This is a genomic window from Curtobacterium sp. DN_7.5, assembly GCF_022655355.1.
GTDB lineage: Bacteria > Actinomycetota > Actinomycetes > Actinomycetales > Microbacteriaceae > Curtobacterium > Curtobacterium luteum.
The window spans coordinates 240307-254793 of sequence record NZ_CP093378.1; the positions used below are offsets into that span (position 1 = coordinate 240307).

Genomic DNA, 14487 nt, shown 5'->3' on the forward strand with positions numbered 1-14487 from the left:
TGACTGTCCCCGTGCCGACCGGCACGCGTGCTCCACACCCCGACACTTCCCACGCACCAGGAGACACACATGACCAAGCCCCGTCGCTGGGCGCTCCTCACCGGAGCCGCGATCGCCGTGAGCGCGCTGCTCGCCGGCTGCTCCGGGGGCGGCAACGCCTCGTCCGGCAGCAGCAACGCCGACGAGATCGACTACGCGCTGCCGGCGAACTTCACGCCGAACTGGATCCTCCCGATCGGGACGGCCGCCCACCTCAACACGAACAACGGCTCGATCGCGCAATCGCTGTACGAGCCGCTCGTCGCCTACGACGGCTCGACGGGCAAGATCGCGTGGAACAAGGCCGGATCCGTGGCCACCGACGCCGCGTTCGCGAAGGACGGCAAGAGTGTCGAGGTGACCCTCGGCGACCGCCACTGGTCGGACGGCAAGCCGATCACCAGCCGCGACGTCGAGTTCTGGTTCAACCTCATCAAGGCGAACAAGGACCAGTGGGGCTCGTACTCGAAGGGCAAGGCGCCCGACAACTGGACGTCCTTCACGACGGTGGACGACACCCACTTCACGATCACGTTCGACAAGGCGTACAACGCGGACTGGATGCTCGCGAACCAGCTGAGCCACATCGTCCCGCTGCCGCAGCACGCGTGGGACAAGACGAGCGCGAGCGGCTCCGTCGGCAACGCGGACGAGACGACGGCCGGCGCGAAGGAGGTCTGGAAGTACCTCAACACCGCCGCGGGCAAGATCTCGGACTACGCCAGCGACGACCTGTGGAAGACGATCTCCGGCCCGTACGGCGTGAGTGCGTTCACCACCGCCGGCAAGGTCACCCTCACCGCGAACAAGAAGTACGACGGCGGCGAGAAGCCCTCAATCACGACCGTGAACCTGCTGCCGTTCACGTCCGCGGACGCCGAGGTCAACGCGGTCCGCTCGGGCGGTGTCGACTACGGCTACATCAACGCCACCGACATGGACCAGAAGCAGTCGTTCGAGGCCAAGGGCTACGAGGTGCAGCCGTGGACCGGCTGGGCGATCACGTACATGCCGTACAACTTCAACAACCCGACGATGGGGGCGGTGTTCAAGCAGCTGTACGCCCGCCAGGCCGTGCAGATGTCGATCGACCAGACCTCGCTGTCGAAGGTCGTCTTCAACGGCACCGCGACCTCGACCTACGGCCCGATCCCGCAGGCGCAGGAGTCCGACTACGTCTCGAGCGTCCAGAAGGACAACCCGTACCCGTTCAGCACGTCGAAGGCCAAGGACCTGCTGACCAGCCACGGCTGGGAGGAGCAGGGCGGCACGATGGTCTGCACCGACCCGGGCACCTCCGACAGCCAGTGCGGCGAGGGCGTGGACAAGGGCACGAAGTTCACGATGAACGTGCTCTCGCAGTCCGGCTCGACCGTGACCGACAACATGATGAGCGCGATCCAGTCCTCGCTCGCGAAGACCGGCATCGGCTTCACGATCAAGACCGCGCCGGTGTCGAGCGTCCTGTCGCAGACCCCGACCTGCACGAGCGACGAGGCCAGCTGCGACTGGGACCTCTCCTTCTTCGGGACCGCGGGCAGCTGGTACTTCCCGGCCTACCCGACCGGTGAGTCGCTGTTCCAGACCGGTGGGTCGGCGAACTTCGGCTCGTACTCGAACAAGGAGGTCGACCAGCTCATCGACGCGACCACCACCTCGACCGACTCGTCGGCCGTCCAGGCCTACAGCGCGGCCGTCGCGAAGGACCTCCCGGTGATCTGGCTCCCCGAGCCCGACTACCAGATCTCGGTCGTCAAGAAGGGCCTGACCGGGTTCGACCAGGACTCCCTCGCGAACTTCCACCCCGCGCAGTGGAAGTGGAGCAAGTAACACCAAGGACAGCCGGGAGGCGCGGTGCGCGTCCGACGCGCACCGCGCCTCCCTCCCGGCTCACGTCCCCGACCCGACCATCGGAAGCCGCATGACCACAGCCCTGTACCTGCTCCGGCGCGTGCTGCAAGCACTCGCCGTGGTCCTCATCGTCACGATCGTCGTGTTCTGCCTGCTGCACGCCCTGCCGGGCGGACCCGCCCGCGGCGTCCTCGGCGTCTCCGCGACGCCGGCGCAGATCGCCGCCTTCAACCAGTCCCAGGGACTCGACCAGCCGCTGCCCGTGCAGTACCTCCGGTTCCTCGGTCGTCTGCTCACCGGCGACATCGGCATGTCGTACACGCTCAACGAACCGGTCTCGCAGCTCATCGCCGAGCGCCTGCCGAAGACCCTCGTGCTCACCGGGATGTCCGCCGTCCTCGGGCTCGTCATCGCGATCCCCGTCGGCATGTGGCAGGCCGTGCGCCGCAACGGTGCCGTCGACTACGCCGCCACCGCGCTGGCGTTCGTGTTCTACTCGACGCCCGCGTTCTTCCTCGGGCTGCTCCTCATCATCGTGTTCAGCCAGCAGCTGCCGTGGCTGCCGGCGCAGGCGCCGAGCGGCACCACCCTCGCCGAGGTCTTCCAGGACCCGGCCGGCCTCGTGCTGCCGGTGGTCACGGGCGCACTCGCGATGATCGCCGTGTTCAGCCGGTACATGCGGGCCTCCACGCTCGAGAACCTGCAGGAGGACTACGTGCGCACCGCCCGGGCCGGTGGCGCGTCGACGGTGACCATCCTCCGGCGACACGTCTTCCGGAACTCCCTGACCCCGGTCGTCGCGATGCTCGGGTACTACCTGCCCGTGCTGTTCGGCGGCGCGCTCGTCACCGAGCAGCTCTTCAACTACCCCGGCATGGGTCTGCTGTTCTGGAACGCCGCGCAGACCTCGGACTACCCGACCCTGCTCGGCTGCGTCCTCGTCATCTCGATCGCGACCGTGGTGGGCACGCTGCTCGCCGACGTCGCGCAGTCCCTCATCGACCCGCGAACGAAGGCGAGCCGCGCATGAGCGTCGTACAACTGGCACCGGAGGCGCCCGGCGCCCCGGTCGTCGTCGCATCGACCGGCTGGCGGCTCGCCGCCCGGCGCTTCCGCCGCAACACCCTCGCGGTGATCGGCCTCGTCGTCATCGTCGTGGTCGTGCTGTTCTGCTTCGTCGGTCCGTTCCTGTACCCGACCGACCAGACCCACACCCAGCTGGACCAGGTGAACCTCGCCCCGGGTGCTGCGCACCTGCTCGGCACCGACGCCGTCGGGCACGACGTCCTCGGTCGGCTCATGTTCGGCGGGAAGGTGTCGCTCATGGTCGGCATCGCCGCGGGCATCCTGGCGACGGTCGTCGGGACGCTCTGGGGCTCGGTCGCCGGGTACGTCGGCGGTTGGGTCGACGCCGTCATGATGCGGGTCGTCGATGCCGGCATCGCGATCCCCGCGCTCTTCATTCTGCTCGTCATCTCGGCGATCACGACCCCCGGTGTCTGGGGACTCATCGTGATCCTCGGGCTGGTCTCGTGGCTCGTGCCCTCCCGACTCATCCGCGCCGAGACCCTGACGCTGAAGAACCGCGACTACGTCCTCACCCTCCGCGCCATCGGCGGCTCCCACGCCCGCGCGATCGGTCGGCACCTGCTGCCGAACTCGGTGTCGACGATCGTCGTCGCGGCGACGTTCCAGGTCGCGGACGCGATCCTGCTCGTGGCGTACGTCTCGTACCTCGGTCTCGGTGTCCAGGCACCCGCGACCGACTGGGGCGGGATGCTGTCCGCCGGGCTGACCTCCGCCTACTCCGGGCGGTGGTGGCTCATCGTCCCGCCGGGACTCGCCGTGATCCTCGTCGTCTGCGCGTTCAACGCGGTGGGCGACGGGCTCCGGGACGCCTTCGACGTGAGGGGCCGCTGATGTCCATCCTGACCACCACCGACCTCGGGATCACCTTCGCCACCGAGTCCGGCACCGTCGACGCCGTCCGCGGGGTCACCCTGCACGTCGAACCCGGGGAGACGCTGGCGCTCGTGGGGGAGTCCGGCTCCGGCAAGTCGACCGTCGCGCTCGCCGCGATGGGCCTGCTGTCCGGCAACGCCACCGCCACGGGCAGTGCCGTCGTCGACGGCCACGAGGTGGTCGGCGCCCCCGAGCCCGCCCTCCGGTCCCTCCGCGGGTCCACCGTCTCCATGGTCTTCCAGGAACCCGCCACCGCCCTCGACCCCCTCACCCGGGTCGGCGCGCAGATCGCCGAGGTCATCCGGAACCACCAGGACGTGTCCGCGACGGACGCGGCGGCGCGCGCGGTCGAGCTCCTCGAACGGGTCGGCATCCCCTCGCCGGCGGCGCGTGCGAAGGCGTACCCGTTCGAGCTGTCCGGTGGGCAGCGGCAGCGGGTGGTCATCGCCATGGCGATCGCGAACCGGCCGAAGCTCCTCATCGCGGACGAGCCCACGACCGCGCTCGACGTGACCGTGCAGGCCGAGATCCTCGAGCTGCTCCGCGGGCTCGCCGCCGACACCGGCACGGGCGTGCTGCTCGTCACGCACAACATGGGCGTCGTCGCGGACTTCGCGGACCGGGTCGCGGTGATGCTGCAGGGGGAGATCGTCGAGACCGGCCCGGTCGAGGACGTCCTGCTCCGCCCGCAGCACGACTACACGAAGCGGTTGCTCGCGGCGGTGCCGCGGCTGACGGTGGCGTCGGAACCGACGGGCACGTCATCCGCGTCGTCGGCTCGGTCCGATCCGGCCGGGAGGCCCGACACAGCCCCGGTGGTCGACCTGCGGGACGTCTCGGTGACGTTCGGGCGCGGGGCACGCGCCGTGCAGGCGCTGCGCGGCATCGACATCGCCGTCCACGCCGGCGAGACCGTCGGGCTCGTCGGGGAGTCCGGCTCGGGGAAGTCGACCGCCGCCCGCGTGGCCCTGGGGCTCGTCCGGCCGACCGCGGGCAGCGTGCACCTGTTCGGCACCGACCTCGTCCGCTCCCGCGGTCGCGCCCGTCGCGCGCTGCGGTCCGGGATCGGTGTGGTCCTCCAGGACCCGGTGGCGTCGCTCGACGCCCGGATGTCGGTCGCCGAGTGCATCGCCGAGCCCCTCGCCGTGCACCGCCGCGGGATGTCCTCGGCCGACAGGCGTCGCCGCGTCGACGAGGTGCTCGACGCCGTGCGCCTCCCGCGCACCCTGGCGTCCCGCGCACCCCGGGAGCTCTCCGGTGGCCAGCGGCAGCGGGTGTCGCTCGCGCGGGCGCTCGTGCTGTCCCCGCGGTTGCTCGTGGCCGACGAGCCGACGAGCGCGCTCGACGTCAGCGTGCAGGAGACCGTGCTCGACGTGCTCCGCGAGCTCCAGGCCGACCTGGGCTTCGCGTGCCTGTTCGTCTCGCACGACCTCGCCGTCGTGCAGCAGTTCGCCGAGCGTGTCGTCGTGATGCGCCAGGGCGGCGTCGAGGAGCAGGGGCCGACCGGCGCCACGCTCGTCCACCCGGAGACCGACTACACCCGACGCCTGCTCGCCGCGGTCCCCGTGCCCGACCCCGTCGTGCAGCGTCGTCGCCGCGCCGATCGTCTCGCGACCCTCGGGACGGTGACCGCGTGAGCGCCGAGGTGCTCGCCGGCATCGACGTCGGCGGGACGAACACGAAGGTGCTGCTCACGACGCCGGACCTCGAGGTCGTCGACCGCGTCGACCTGCCGACGCCCGCGCACGCGGGCGGCGCGGCCATCGTCGCGACCGGTGTCCGTGCCGTGACGGACCTGCTCGACCGGCACCGGGCCTCCTTGTCGGGTGTCGGGGTCGGCGCAGCCGGCGTCGTGGACGCCGCGACCGGCACGGTCCTGGTGACCGGGAACTCCTTCACCGGCTGGGCCGGGTACGGCGTGACCGCGGCCGTCACCGGAGCACTCGGCGTGCCCGCGACCCTCGACAACGACGTGAACGCGTTCCTCCTCGGCGAGGTCGCCACCGGCGCGGTCGCGGGCGAGCCGGACGTGCTCGGGATGACGCTCGGGACCGGTGTCGGCGGGGCGCTCGTGCTCGGCGGATCCCTCTTCGCCGGACCACGCGGCGCCGCGGGGGAGATCGGTCACGTGCCGGGCTTCGGCGACGCGGTGTGCACGTGCGGCCAGGTCGGACACCTCGAGACCCTCGCGGGCGCCCGGGGCATCGCCGACCGCTACGAGGAGCGGTCCGGCCGGCGTCGCTCCGTGCGCGAGGTCGCCGAGGCCGCGCGCACCGGCGACGCCGACGCCGCCGAGGTCTTCGGGCGCGCCGGGTGGGGGCTCGCCCGCGCCGCACTGCTGACCGCTGGGGTCCTCGACGTGACGACCGTCGTGATCGGCGGGGGGATCGCCCGGTCGTGGGACCTCCTCGAACCCGCGATCACCGCGGCCATCGAGGCCGAACCCCCGGTCAGCGGCGCACCGATCCGGCTCGCGCTGTCCACGCTGGGGTCCGACGCCGTCGCGCTCGGTGCGGCGGCGCAGGTGCGGGACGTCGTGTTCGGGGCTGCGCCCGTCGTGTGACGCGGGTAGCGGTCACGGGCCGGCGACACCGACCTGGGGCGGGTGTTCGACCACCTCGGCGGCGCCCGCCTTGTCGAGTGAGCCCGGGAAGTTGAACCGGGCGAACCGGCCGGTCGGGTCGTGGACGCTCGACGGGCGGGTGATCGACGATCCGGCGAGCGCCGCGAGGAGCGCATCGCGGTGCGCCCCGGTCACGGTGGCCTCGCGACCCTCCCTGATGACGAGCACCACCGTGCGCCGCTTGCGGATCCCCAGACGGATCGAGAGCAGGTCCGGATCCAGGTTCGTGAACGGCTCCAGTTCCGCGGAGTCCACCGCGGAGAACGGCACGACCCTGCCGCGGATCCGCACGAGACCGCGTTCGCGGTCGATCGCGAAGGGCCGTGACACGAGGTGGAGCACACCCCACGCAGCGAGCAGGACGAGTCCCCATCCTGCGAACCAGATCGGGACCGCGATCCACCCGAACGACTGGAACGGAGACGGACCGCCCTTGCTCATGAACGCCGAGGCCGTCCCGAACGCCAGGACGAACGGCCACAACCGTCCGAGTCGACGGCGGATCACCCGCCGCTTCGGTCCGTCGTCGAACTCGACCCAGTCGCCCGCCACGGACCGGACGGTACCCGCGCGCATCCTCCGCCGACCGGCAGGGTGCATCCGCGACAGCCTCATCGACATTCGTTCAGGCTGTGGATGCTGTCACGGCGTGTGCAGCCCCGTGCCCCTGGACCGGCGCGGAGCAGCTCCCGAGCATCGTGGCCGCATGAGCCAGTACGACAAGCGCGACCCGAACACCCTCTACCCCGCACCGCCGTACCCGGAGCAGGAACAGTCCCTGCCGGGCGCCGCCTGGAAGATGGACCCGCAGCCCGACCACGGCGAGCAGAGCTACGTCGGCAAGGAGCGACTGGCGGGGTACCGCGGCATCGTCACCGGCGCCGACTCCGGCATCGGCCGTGCCGCCGCGATCGCACTGTCCCGCGAGGGCGCCGACCTCGTCCTGTCCTACCTGCCCGACGAGCAGGAGGACGCCGAGCAGGTCCGCGACCTCCTCGAGGGCGAAGGGCGCCGCGCCGTGCTGTTCCCCGGTGACATCTCCGACGAGCAGTACTGCCAGGACCTCGTGCAGAAGGCCGTCGACGAGTTCGGCGGCCTCGACACGCTCGTGATGGTCGCCGGTCGCATGGACAGCAACGACGACGTCCTGACGCTCACCACCGAGCACTTCGACTCCACCTTCAAGACGAACATCTACTCGCTGTTCTGGCTCACGAAGGCCGCGGTGCCGCACCTCGAGCCCGGTTCGACCATCGTGACGACCGGTTCGATCCAGGCGAGCACGCCGTCACCGGACAAGATCGACTACGCGATCTCGAAGAGTGCCGTGAAGACCTTCACCGAGGCCGTCGCCCAGCAGCTCGCGCCGAAGGGCATCCGCGTCAACTCGGTCGCACCCGGTCCGGTGTGGACCCCGCTGCAGCCCGGTTCGGACGACGCCGAGACCGTCGCGCACTTCGGGGAGTCGTCGCCGTTCGGTCGCCCGGGGCAGCCCGCGGAGCTCGGCGCCGCCTACGTCCACCTGGTCAGCCCGGAGTCGAGCTACCAGTCCGGCTCGACCATCACCATCGCGGGCGGGACCCCCGCGTTCTGACGGCCCACTGTCCCCCGGACTCCGGAAGACTGAGGAGTCCTCGTGAGTACGGTCTCGACCATGGTCGTGTGGATCGTGGTCGGGATCGTGCTCCTGGCGTCAGTCGTGCTCATCGTCGTCGAGGGCAACGTCATGCGGAAGCCCGCGGCCGAGCGCTCGAGCGGTGAACAGCGCTTCATCCGTGCGAGCCGGGCCGTCGGGCGCGGACAGCAGGCGTACGCCCGCGTCGTCGCGCCGTGGCTCGTGCTCGGCTCCGCGCTCGTCGGACTCTTCGCCACCGTGCCGCTCTGGATGAGCGGGGAGACGGGCGTCGCGATCGGGCTGACGGTGTTCTTCCTCGTCTTCGCGGCGGGCATGCTCGTGTTCTGGGCGAAGGTCCTCCGACACCGGGGGCCGGGCAGCGCGTGGCGGGCCGCCGAGGACGAACGCATCCGATCCGCCGACGAGGCCGGCCGGCCGCGCTGGTTCGTGAGCGTGAAGGCCGGCTGGGCCCTGTCCGGGATGTTCACCGGCCTCGGCGTGGTGTTCCTGGTCCTGGCGCTGACCGGCGGCGGCTCGCTGCTCGCACCGGCCGTCGTGCTCGGCGTCGGGCTGCTGTTCATGGTCCTCGTCGGCATCCAGCAGCGGGTCGAAGCCCGGAAGTGACCGCGGGGCCCCGCGCCCAGCGGATGAGACCGGGACCGACGGGCGCCACCGCTGCACGGTGCTGGCAGCATCGGACCCGACGACGGGAGTGACGATGACCGGTGTGACGCACGTGGTGCTGGTGACGTGGGACGGCGACGACGGACGAGCGGCACGAGGGGACGCGCTCGCACGGGAGCACCTCACGCGGATCGAGGGCGTCGAGACCGTCCGGTCGGGGACCAGCGTGAGCACCGAGGGGCTCGAGGGCGGGTTCGACTGGATGCTCGTCGTCGGGTTCCGCGACCGCGCAGCGCTCCAGGCCTACCTACCGCACCCCGAGCACCAGCCCGTCGCCGAGCACATCCGGGCCGGCAGCAGCCGGGTCGTCGTGTTCGACATCGACAACTGACGCCGCCGCGGCGGGGACGGCCGGCTCGGCGGTCCGACAGGGCCGGTTCCGGCCCCGGCGGTGACCCGGTGACGGCCGGGAGGCGCGACACGGCGCCGCCACGTGCCTCCCGGCCGATCCGTGCCTAGGCTGGGCCGGTGGCCGACGCGACCGGACCGACCGTCCTCCTGACCGCCTTCGAGCCGTTCGGGGGTGCCACGACGAACCCGTCCTGGGACGCCGTGACGGCGCTCGCCGGCCGGTGGGACGGGCCCGCCCGGATGCGGGTCGAGCAGCTGCCGGTCGTCTTCGCGGAGGTCCGGCAGCGACTCGTGGCCGCGATCCTCGAGCACCGGCCGACCGTGGTGGTCGCGACCGGTCTCGCCGAGGGTCGGTCCGCGGTGACGCCCGAGCGCGTCGCGATCAACGTGCAGGACGCGAGGATCCCGGACAACGCAGGAGCTCGGCCGGTCGACGAGCCCATCGACCCGAACGGTGCGCCGGCCTGGTTCTCCGGGCTGCCGATCAAGCGGATCGTCGCGGGCATCCGGGCGCTCGACGTCCCTGCCGCGGTCTCCAACACCGCCGGGACGTTCACGTGCAACCAGGCGTTCTACGAGCTCATGTCGCTCGCCGACCGGCACGACTTCCGTGGCGGGTTCGTGCACGTGCCGGCCACACCGGGCTTCGGTGCCCCCGGCCTGCCGACACTCCCGCTGGACGACGTCGTCCGGGCGCTGGACGTCGTGGTCCGCGAAGCCCTCCGCGGCGGACCGGACCTGGTCGAGCAGGGCGGGGCGGAACACTGAGCGCTGCGACGCTGAGGGGTTTCTGATCTTCCGTCACGGGTCTCCGGGTCGGGTGCGCCGACGACCTGGGACCATGGTCGGATGACCGCCGACGCCCCGCAGCTCCGTCCCCGAGGCCGCTCGGCCACCGCGACCGACGTCGTGGGCATCCTCGAGCCGGCGCGCTACCCACTCGTCTCGGTCGCGGTCGCCGTCATCGCGGTCGTCGTCATCACGGGGGTCGGCTTCCTGCTCGGCACGGTCGACCTCGGGCTCTCGAAGGCCCTGAACACGCTGCACACCGGGGCGCTCGGCGCGTTCACTGACGCCGTGTACCACGTGATCAGCCCGGCCCCGGCGATCGGGATCACCGTCGTCGTGGTGGCCGTCATCTGGTGGCGGTCCCGTGACCTGCGTCCGGCGCTCGCGTTCGGCGGCACGATCGCGATCACGTGGGTGCCCTCGGCGGTCGTGAAGGAGATCGTGCACCGCGCGCGCCCCGACGTCGCCGTCCTGCCGCACCCGTTCGCCGTGCAGCCCGACCCGGGGTACCCGAGCGGGCACACCGTGTACATCACCGCGTTCGTCATCGCGCTCATCTGGCTCCTGCGCGACAGCCGGTGGCACCGCACCGTGCTCGTGGCGGGCACAGCGGCGATCGTCGTGGTGTTCTTCGCGGTGTCGATCGACGCGGTGCACTACCCGACCGACGCGGCGGCGTCGATCCTCTGGTCGCTCGCCGTGGCCCCCGGCGTCCGGGTGGTGTGGGTCGACTGGCTCATGCCGCGCATCCCGTTCCTCCGGAAGCCCGTGGGCGGTCGCGCCGTCCGGTCCTGACGCCCGGGGGCGCCGTCGGTCGGGCAAGCGCGCCCGCTCCGACGTCGCTCGTGGTGATCGACGCGCGCTCCGTCGGAACGCGCACGCTCCCCGGTCCGGCCCCGCCGGTGTCAGGCGCGATGCCGGGCGAGGAGCAGGGCGACCACCGAGACCACGGCCGCGGCGAGCATCACGACCGCGAGCGGCCCCGCGGTCGTCGACCCGCCGATGCTCACGAGCGGTGAGACGAGGGCCGCGAGGCCGAACTGCAGTGCACCGAGCACGGCCGAGGCGCTCCCGGCAGCCGACGGCACCGCGCCCAACGCCAGCGCGGTCGCGTTCCCGAGCACCAGGCCGAGCGACCCCACCGCGGTGAACAGCGGGACGGCGAGCCAGAACACGGGCGCCCCGGTCACGACGAGCAGCCCGAACGCCACCGTCGACGCCGTCACGAGCCCGATCCCGACGCTGAGGACCCCGACGACGGAGCGGGTGGCCGTGAGCTTCGCGGACAGGATGCTCACGCCCATCAGCGCGAGCGCGTTGCAGCCGAACGCGACGCCGTAGCCCACCGTCCCGAGCCCGAGCATGTCCTGGTAGAGGAACGGCGACGCGGAGATGTACGCCATCATCACCGCGAACGCGAATCCGAACACGGCGGTGTACCCGATGAAGGCCGGAGAGCGGAGTGCCCGCACAGGGGAGCCCGAACCCGCCCGCTCGGCCCGGAGTGCGTCCCGGCGCGAGCGCAGGTGGGTCTCGCGGACGACGGCGAGCACGGCGACGAGCATCGCGACGGACAGGCCGAGCACGATCGTGAGCAGTCCGCGCCAGCCGAGCGGCGCGGTGAGCAGGCCGCCGAGCAGCGGGGCGACGACCGGGGCGACGCCACCGACGATCATCATGAGCGAGAACGCCCGCGCCGCGGCCCTGCCGGAGGCGAGGTCGGAGATCACGGCACGACCGATGACCATGCCGGCCGCACCACCGAGCCCCTGGAGCAGACGGGCGACGATCAGCACCCCGACGTTCGGTGCGAGCACCGCGGCCACGCTCGCGAGGACGCACAGCGCCGCACCCGCGACCAGCGGCGGCACCCGGCCGAAGCGGTCGGACAGTGGACCGAAGACGAGCTGCCCGGCCGTGACCCCGACGAGGAACGCGGTCAGCGTGAGCTGCACGGTCGTCGCGGAGGTGTGCAGCTCAGTCGTCATCTGCGGGAACGCCGGCAGGTAGAGGTCGGTGGCGAACGGCGCCACCGCGCTGAGGAGTCCGAGGACGAGCAGGAGCGCCGTGGTGATGCCCCGTGTCGTGGTCGGTGCGGCCGCGTCGTACGCGCGGATGGTCCCGGTGTCGGTCGTCATGGTTATGAAATCATAACTCATGGAGTGCCCGCGGTACAGTGCTGCCATGCCCCCGGTGTCGGACGACCTCCTCGCGGAGTTCGCCGACGTCCTGCTCCGCGTCTCGCGCGACGTCGACCCGCACGGCCTCCGCACGCTCGACATCGTGCCGCTCACAGGGACCGAGGCGCTCGTCATGCGGTGGGTCGACCGCAACCCCGGGACCTCACCGAGCGCGACCGCCGAGGCGACGGCCCTCAAGCGCAGCAACCTCAGCGTCGCGCTCAAGGCGCTCGTCGACAAGGGGATGGTCGAGCGCCGGCCGGACCCCGAGGACGCCAGGACGGTGCGCCTCCATCCGACGCTGGTCGCGCGGGAGAGCATCGGGCGGCTGCACGCGCACTGGGTCCGCACGCTGCGCGAGGCGCTCGGGGGCGACGTCGACGGGGTCGAGGACGCCTTCGCCCTGCTCACGCGGATCGACGCCGGCCTCAGGGGCGTGACGCGCTGACGGGCTCCTCCTCGACGTCCTGATCGGCTGCACGCCCGACCTCGTCCTCGATCGGCATCAGGCGCCGCGCACCCGCCCCGTCCGCGCCGAGCGCATCGCCCGGGTTCATCACCAGGCAGGCGTTCAGGGAGACGCACCCGCAGCCGATGCACTGCGTCATCTCCTCCTGGAGCCGCTCGAGCTCGAGCTGGCGGGCGCGGAGCCGTGCCCGCCACCGCTCGTTCAACCGGGCCCAGTCGCGCAGGGACGGCATCCGGTCGCTCGGCAGCGTCGCGAACTGCTCGGCGACCTCGCTCAGCGGGATACCGAGCCGCTTCGCCACCTGGATGATCGCGATGCGCCGCTCGACGTGCCGGGGGTACAGCCGGGTGCCGCCGGTCGTCCGCTCGGGGTGGATCAGGCCCTTGCGCTCGTAGAAGTGCAGGGCCGACGCGGCGACCCCGGTGCGTTCCACCACCTCGCCGATCGAGAGCAGGTCGGTCGGCTTCGGTGCGGGGATCTCCACCATGGTCGAGATCCTAGGCGCGAGTGTTCACATCGCACTTGACAGGGCTACATGTCGGTAATATGTTGGACATCACAAGGTCGGTGCAGGACCGGCTCGAACCTCGAAGGACACGACCATGAGCGTGCTCACCGCGCAGCAGGACATCGCCCGCCCCGTCTCGTCGAACTGGCCCGAGCCGACCGGCAACCCGGTCCTCGACGCGGTGCTCTCCGGTCTCGAGCGGCTCGCCGCCCGGCTGCCCTACGCCCTCGCACTCCCGGTGATGCTCGCGCACGAGGGCCTCTGCCGCACCACCGCCCGCTGAGGCCGTACGACGTCCCCGAACGCGTCGACGTCCCCGAACGGCGTCGACGTCCCCGAACGGAGTCGGCACCCCGCGGGATCAGCGCACGAGTGCCGGTCCGCGGAGCCGCTCCCGGGACAGCGCCGGCAGCGCGATGCCCGTGTCGTCCTCGAGCACGTGGGTCCCGGGCGGCACGACCTGGTCGACCGCGTCGAGCAGGTCGTCGTCGAGCGCCACCTCCGACGCCTGCAGGTACGCGTCCAGGTGCGACGTCGTCCGCGGGCCGACCACGACGCTCGACACGTCCGGGTGGGTCAGCGCGAAACCGACGGACAGCTCGAACAGGGTCAGACCGGCCTCGTCGGCGAGACGCCCGAGGCGGTCGACCACCCCGAGCTTCCGGCGGTTGCGCGGCGACCCGACGTCGTAGGCCGTGGGGTCGGCGAGCGTCCGCGGCGACACCGGCTGGCCGGCGCCCTCCCGGTAGGACCCGGCGAGCCAGCCTCCGGCGAGCGGTGCCCCCGTGAACGCGCCGAGCCCGAAGCGCCGTGCCACCGGCAGCACCGTCCGCTCGGCCGTCCGCGTCAGCAGCGAGTACGGCACGTGCGTGGCGGTCGCGCTCTTGCCGCCGGACCGCAGCCACTGGGCCTCGACGAGCTCCTCGGCGGGGAACCCGGGGATGCCGAAGGCCCGGATCCGACCGGCGGCGACGAGGTCCGCGAGGGCGTCGAGCGTCTCGTCGAGGGACGTCGCCGGGTCCGGACGCGCCGGCTGGTAGAGGTCGATGACGTCGACCCCGAGCCGCTCGAGGCTCCGTTCGACCGCGCGGAACATCCACCGACGGCCGTTGCCCCGGTGCGCGGGATCGGAGTCGACCGCGTCGCCGAACCGCACCGACACGAAGACGTCGTCCCGCCGACCCGCGAGGGCCGCCCCCACGGCGGACTCCGCGCGACCGCCGCCGTCGGCGTCCGACACGTCGACGGCCGTCACGCCGCGGTCGAGGGCTTCGTGCACGAGCACGGCCGCCTCGTCGAGGTCCCGGGTCGCCACGCCCGCGAGCGCGTGCGTCCCGAGTGTCAGGGCGCTGACGGGCGCCCCCGTGCGCCCGGTGCGTCGCTGTTCCATGCGCGTCACGATAGGTGCGCTGACGC

Annotated in this window: 16 protein-coding genes; 12 read left to right on the plus strand and 4 right to left on the minus strand. The window is 72.0% G+C overall.

The window, feature by feature from the left end; translation table 11 throughout:
- The first annotated feature begins 69 nt into the window (after window positions 1-69).
- The 5 genes from MON03_RS01170 (at window position 70) to MON03_RS01190 (ending at window position 6415) form a co-directional block, all read left to right on the plus strand.
- Window positions 70-1869: a peptide ABC transporter substrate-binding protein gene (locus tag MON03_RS01170; RefSeq protein ID WP_242089979.1), complete on the plus strand. Its 1800-nt coding sequence runs from the start codon at window positions 70-72 to the stop codon at window positions 1867-1869.
- A gap of 91 nt (window positions 1870-1960) precedes the next feature.
- Complete coding sequence (locus MON03_RS01175) at window positions 1961-2920, plus strand: ABC transporter permease (protein WP_242089981.1); 960 nt, start codon at window positions 1961-1963, stop codon at window positions 2918-2920.
- Window positions 2917-3810, plus strand: a complete 894-nt coding sequence (locus MON03_RS01180; protein WP_242089983.1) for an ABC transporter permease — start codon at window positions 2917-2919, stop codon at window positions 3808-3810. The genes MON03_RS01175 and MON03_RS01180 overlap by 4 nt, the downstream gene beginning before the upstream one ends.
- Entirely contained in the window at window positions 3810-5489 is a 1680-nt protein-coding gene (locus tag MON03_RS01185) for a dipeptide ABC transporter ATP-binding protein (protein WP_242089985.1), read from the plus strand. Before MON03_RS01180 ends, MON03_RS01185 begins: the two co-directional genes overlap by 1 nt.
- On the plus strand, window positions 5486-6415 hold the full coding sequence (locus MON03_RS01190; protein WP_242089987.1) for an ROK family protein: 930 nt from the start codon (window positions 5486-5488) through the stop codon (window positions 6413-6415). Before MON03_RS01185 ends, MON03_RS01190 begins: the two co-directional genes overlap by 4 nt.
- A 12-nt stretch (window positions 6416-6427) precedes the next feature.
- Here MON03_RS01190 and MON03_RS01195 read toward each other — a convergent pair whose 3' ends face one another.
- Window positions 6428-7027, minus strand: coding sequence for a hypothetical protein (locus MON03_RS01195; RefSeq protein WP_242089989.1), 600 nt, complete (start codon window positions 7025-7027; stop codon window positions 6428-6430).
- Between the two features lie 154 nt (window positions 7028-7181).
- Here MON03_RS01195 and MON03_RS01200 point away from each other — a divergent pair, with 154 nt between their 5' ends.
- The 5 genes from MON03_RS01200 to MON03_RS01220 all read left to right on the plus strand — a co-directional run bounded on the left by MON03_RS01200 (window position 7182) and on the right by MON03_RS01220 (window position 10709).
- Window positions 7182-8069, plus strand: a complete 888-nt coding sequence (locus tag MON03_RS01200; protein WP_242089992.1) for an SDR family oxidoreductase — start codon at window positions 7182-7184, stop codon at window positions 8067-8069.
- Between the two features lie 60 nt (window positions 8070-8129).
- Window positions 8130-8714 (plus strand): hypothetical protein, encoded by a 585-nt coding sequence (locus MON03_RS01205; protein WP_242089994.1) that lies wholly within the window; start codon window positions 8130-8132, stop codon window positions 8712-8714.
- Window positions 8715-8808: 94 nt separating this feature from the next.
- Entirely contained in the window at window positions 8809-9105 is a 297-nt protein-coding gene (locus tag MON03_RS01210) for a Dabb family protein (RefSeq protein ID WP_242089996.1), read from the plus strand.
- Window positions 9106-9242: 137 nt separating this feature from the next.
- Complete coding sequence (gene pcp / locus MON03_RS01215) at window positions 9243-9893, plus strand: pyroglutamyl-peptidase I (protein WP_242089998.1); 651 nt, start codon at window positions 9243-9245, stop codon at window positions 9891-9893.
- Between the two features lie 81 nt (window positions 9894-9974).
- A complete protein-coding gene (locus MON03_RS01220; RefSeq protein WP_242090000.1) occupies window positions 9975-10709 on the plus strand; it encodes a phosphatase PAP2 family protein in 735 nt (244 codons plus the stop codon).
- 110 nt (window positions 10710-10819) lie between these two features.
- Here the strand turns inward: MON03_RS01220 and MON03_RS01225 are convergent, their stop codons facing one another.
- Window positions 10820-12052 (minus strand): multidrug effflux MFS transporter, encoded by a 1233-nt coding sequence (locus MON03_RS01225; RefSeq protein WP_242090002.1) that lies wholly within the window; start codon window positions 12050-12052, stop codon window positions 10820-10822.
- A gap of 46 nt (window positions 12053-12098) precedes the next feature.
- On the opposite strand from MON03_RS01225, the gene MON03_RS01230 reads away from it, so the two are divergent.
- Entirely contained in the window at window positions 12099-12542 is a 444-nt protein-coding gene (locus MON03_RS01230; protein ID WP_242090004.1) for a MarR family winged helix-turn-helix transcriptional regulator, read from the plus strand.
- Here the strand turns inward: MON03_RS01230 and soxR are convergent.
- A complete protein-coding gene (soxR, locus tag MON03_RS01235) occupies window positions 12523-13050 on the minus strand; it encodes a redox-sensitive transcriptional activator SoxR (RefSeq protein WP_242090005.1) in 528 nt (175 codons plus the stop codon). The genes MON03_RS01230 and soxR overlap by 20 nt on opposite strands.
- Window positions 13051-13165: 115 nt before the next feature.
- On the opposite strand from soxR, the gene MON03_RS01240 reads away from it, so the two are divergent.
- Complete coding sequence (locus tag MON03_RS01240) at window positions 13166-13354, plus strand: hypothetical protein (protein WP_022902902.1); 189 nt, start codon at window positions 13166-13168, stop codon at window positions 13352-13354.
- A gap of 78 nt (window positions 13355-13432) precedes the next feature.
- On the opposite strand, the gene MON03_RS01245 is transcribed toward MON03_RS01240, so the two are convergent.
- Entirely contained in the window at window positions 13433-14461 is a 1029-nt protein-coding gene (locus MON03_RS01245) for an aldo/keto reductase (RefSeq protein WP_175327906.1), read from the minus strand.
- Window positions 14462-14487: the final 26 nt, after the last annotated feature.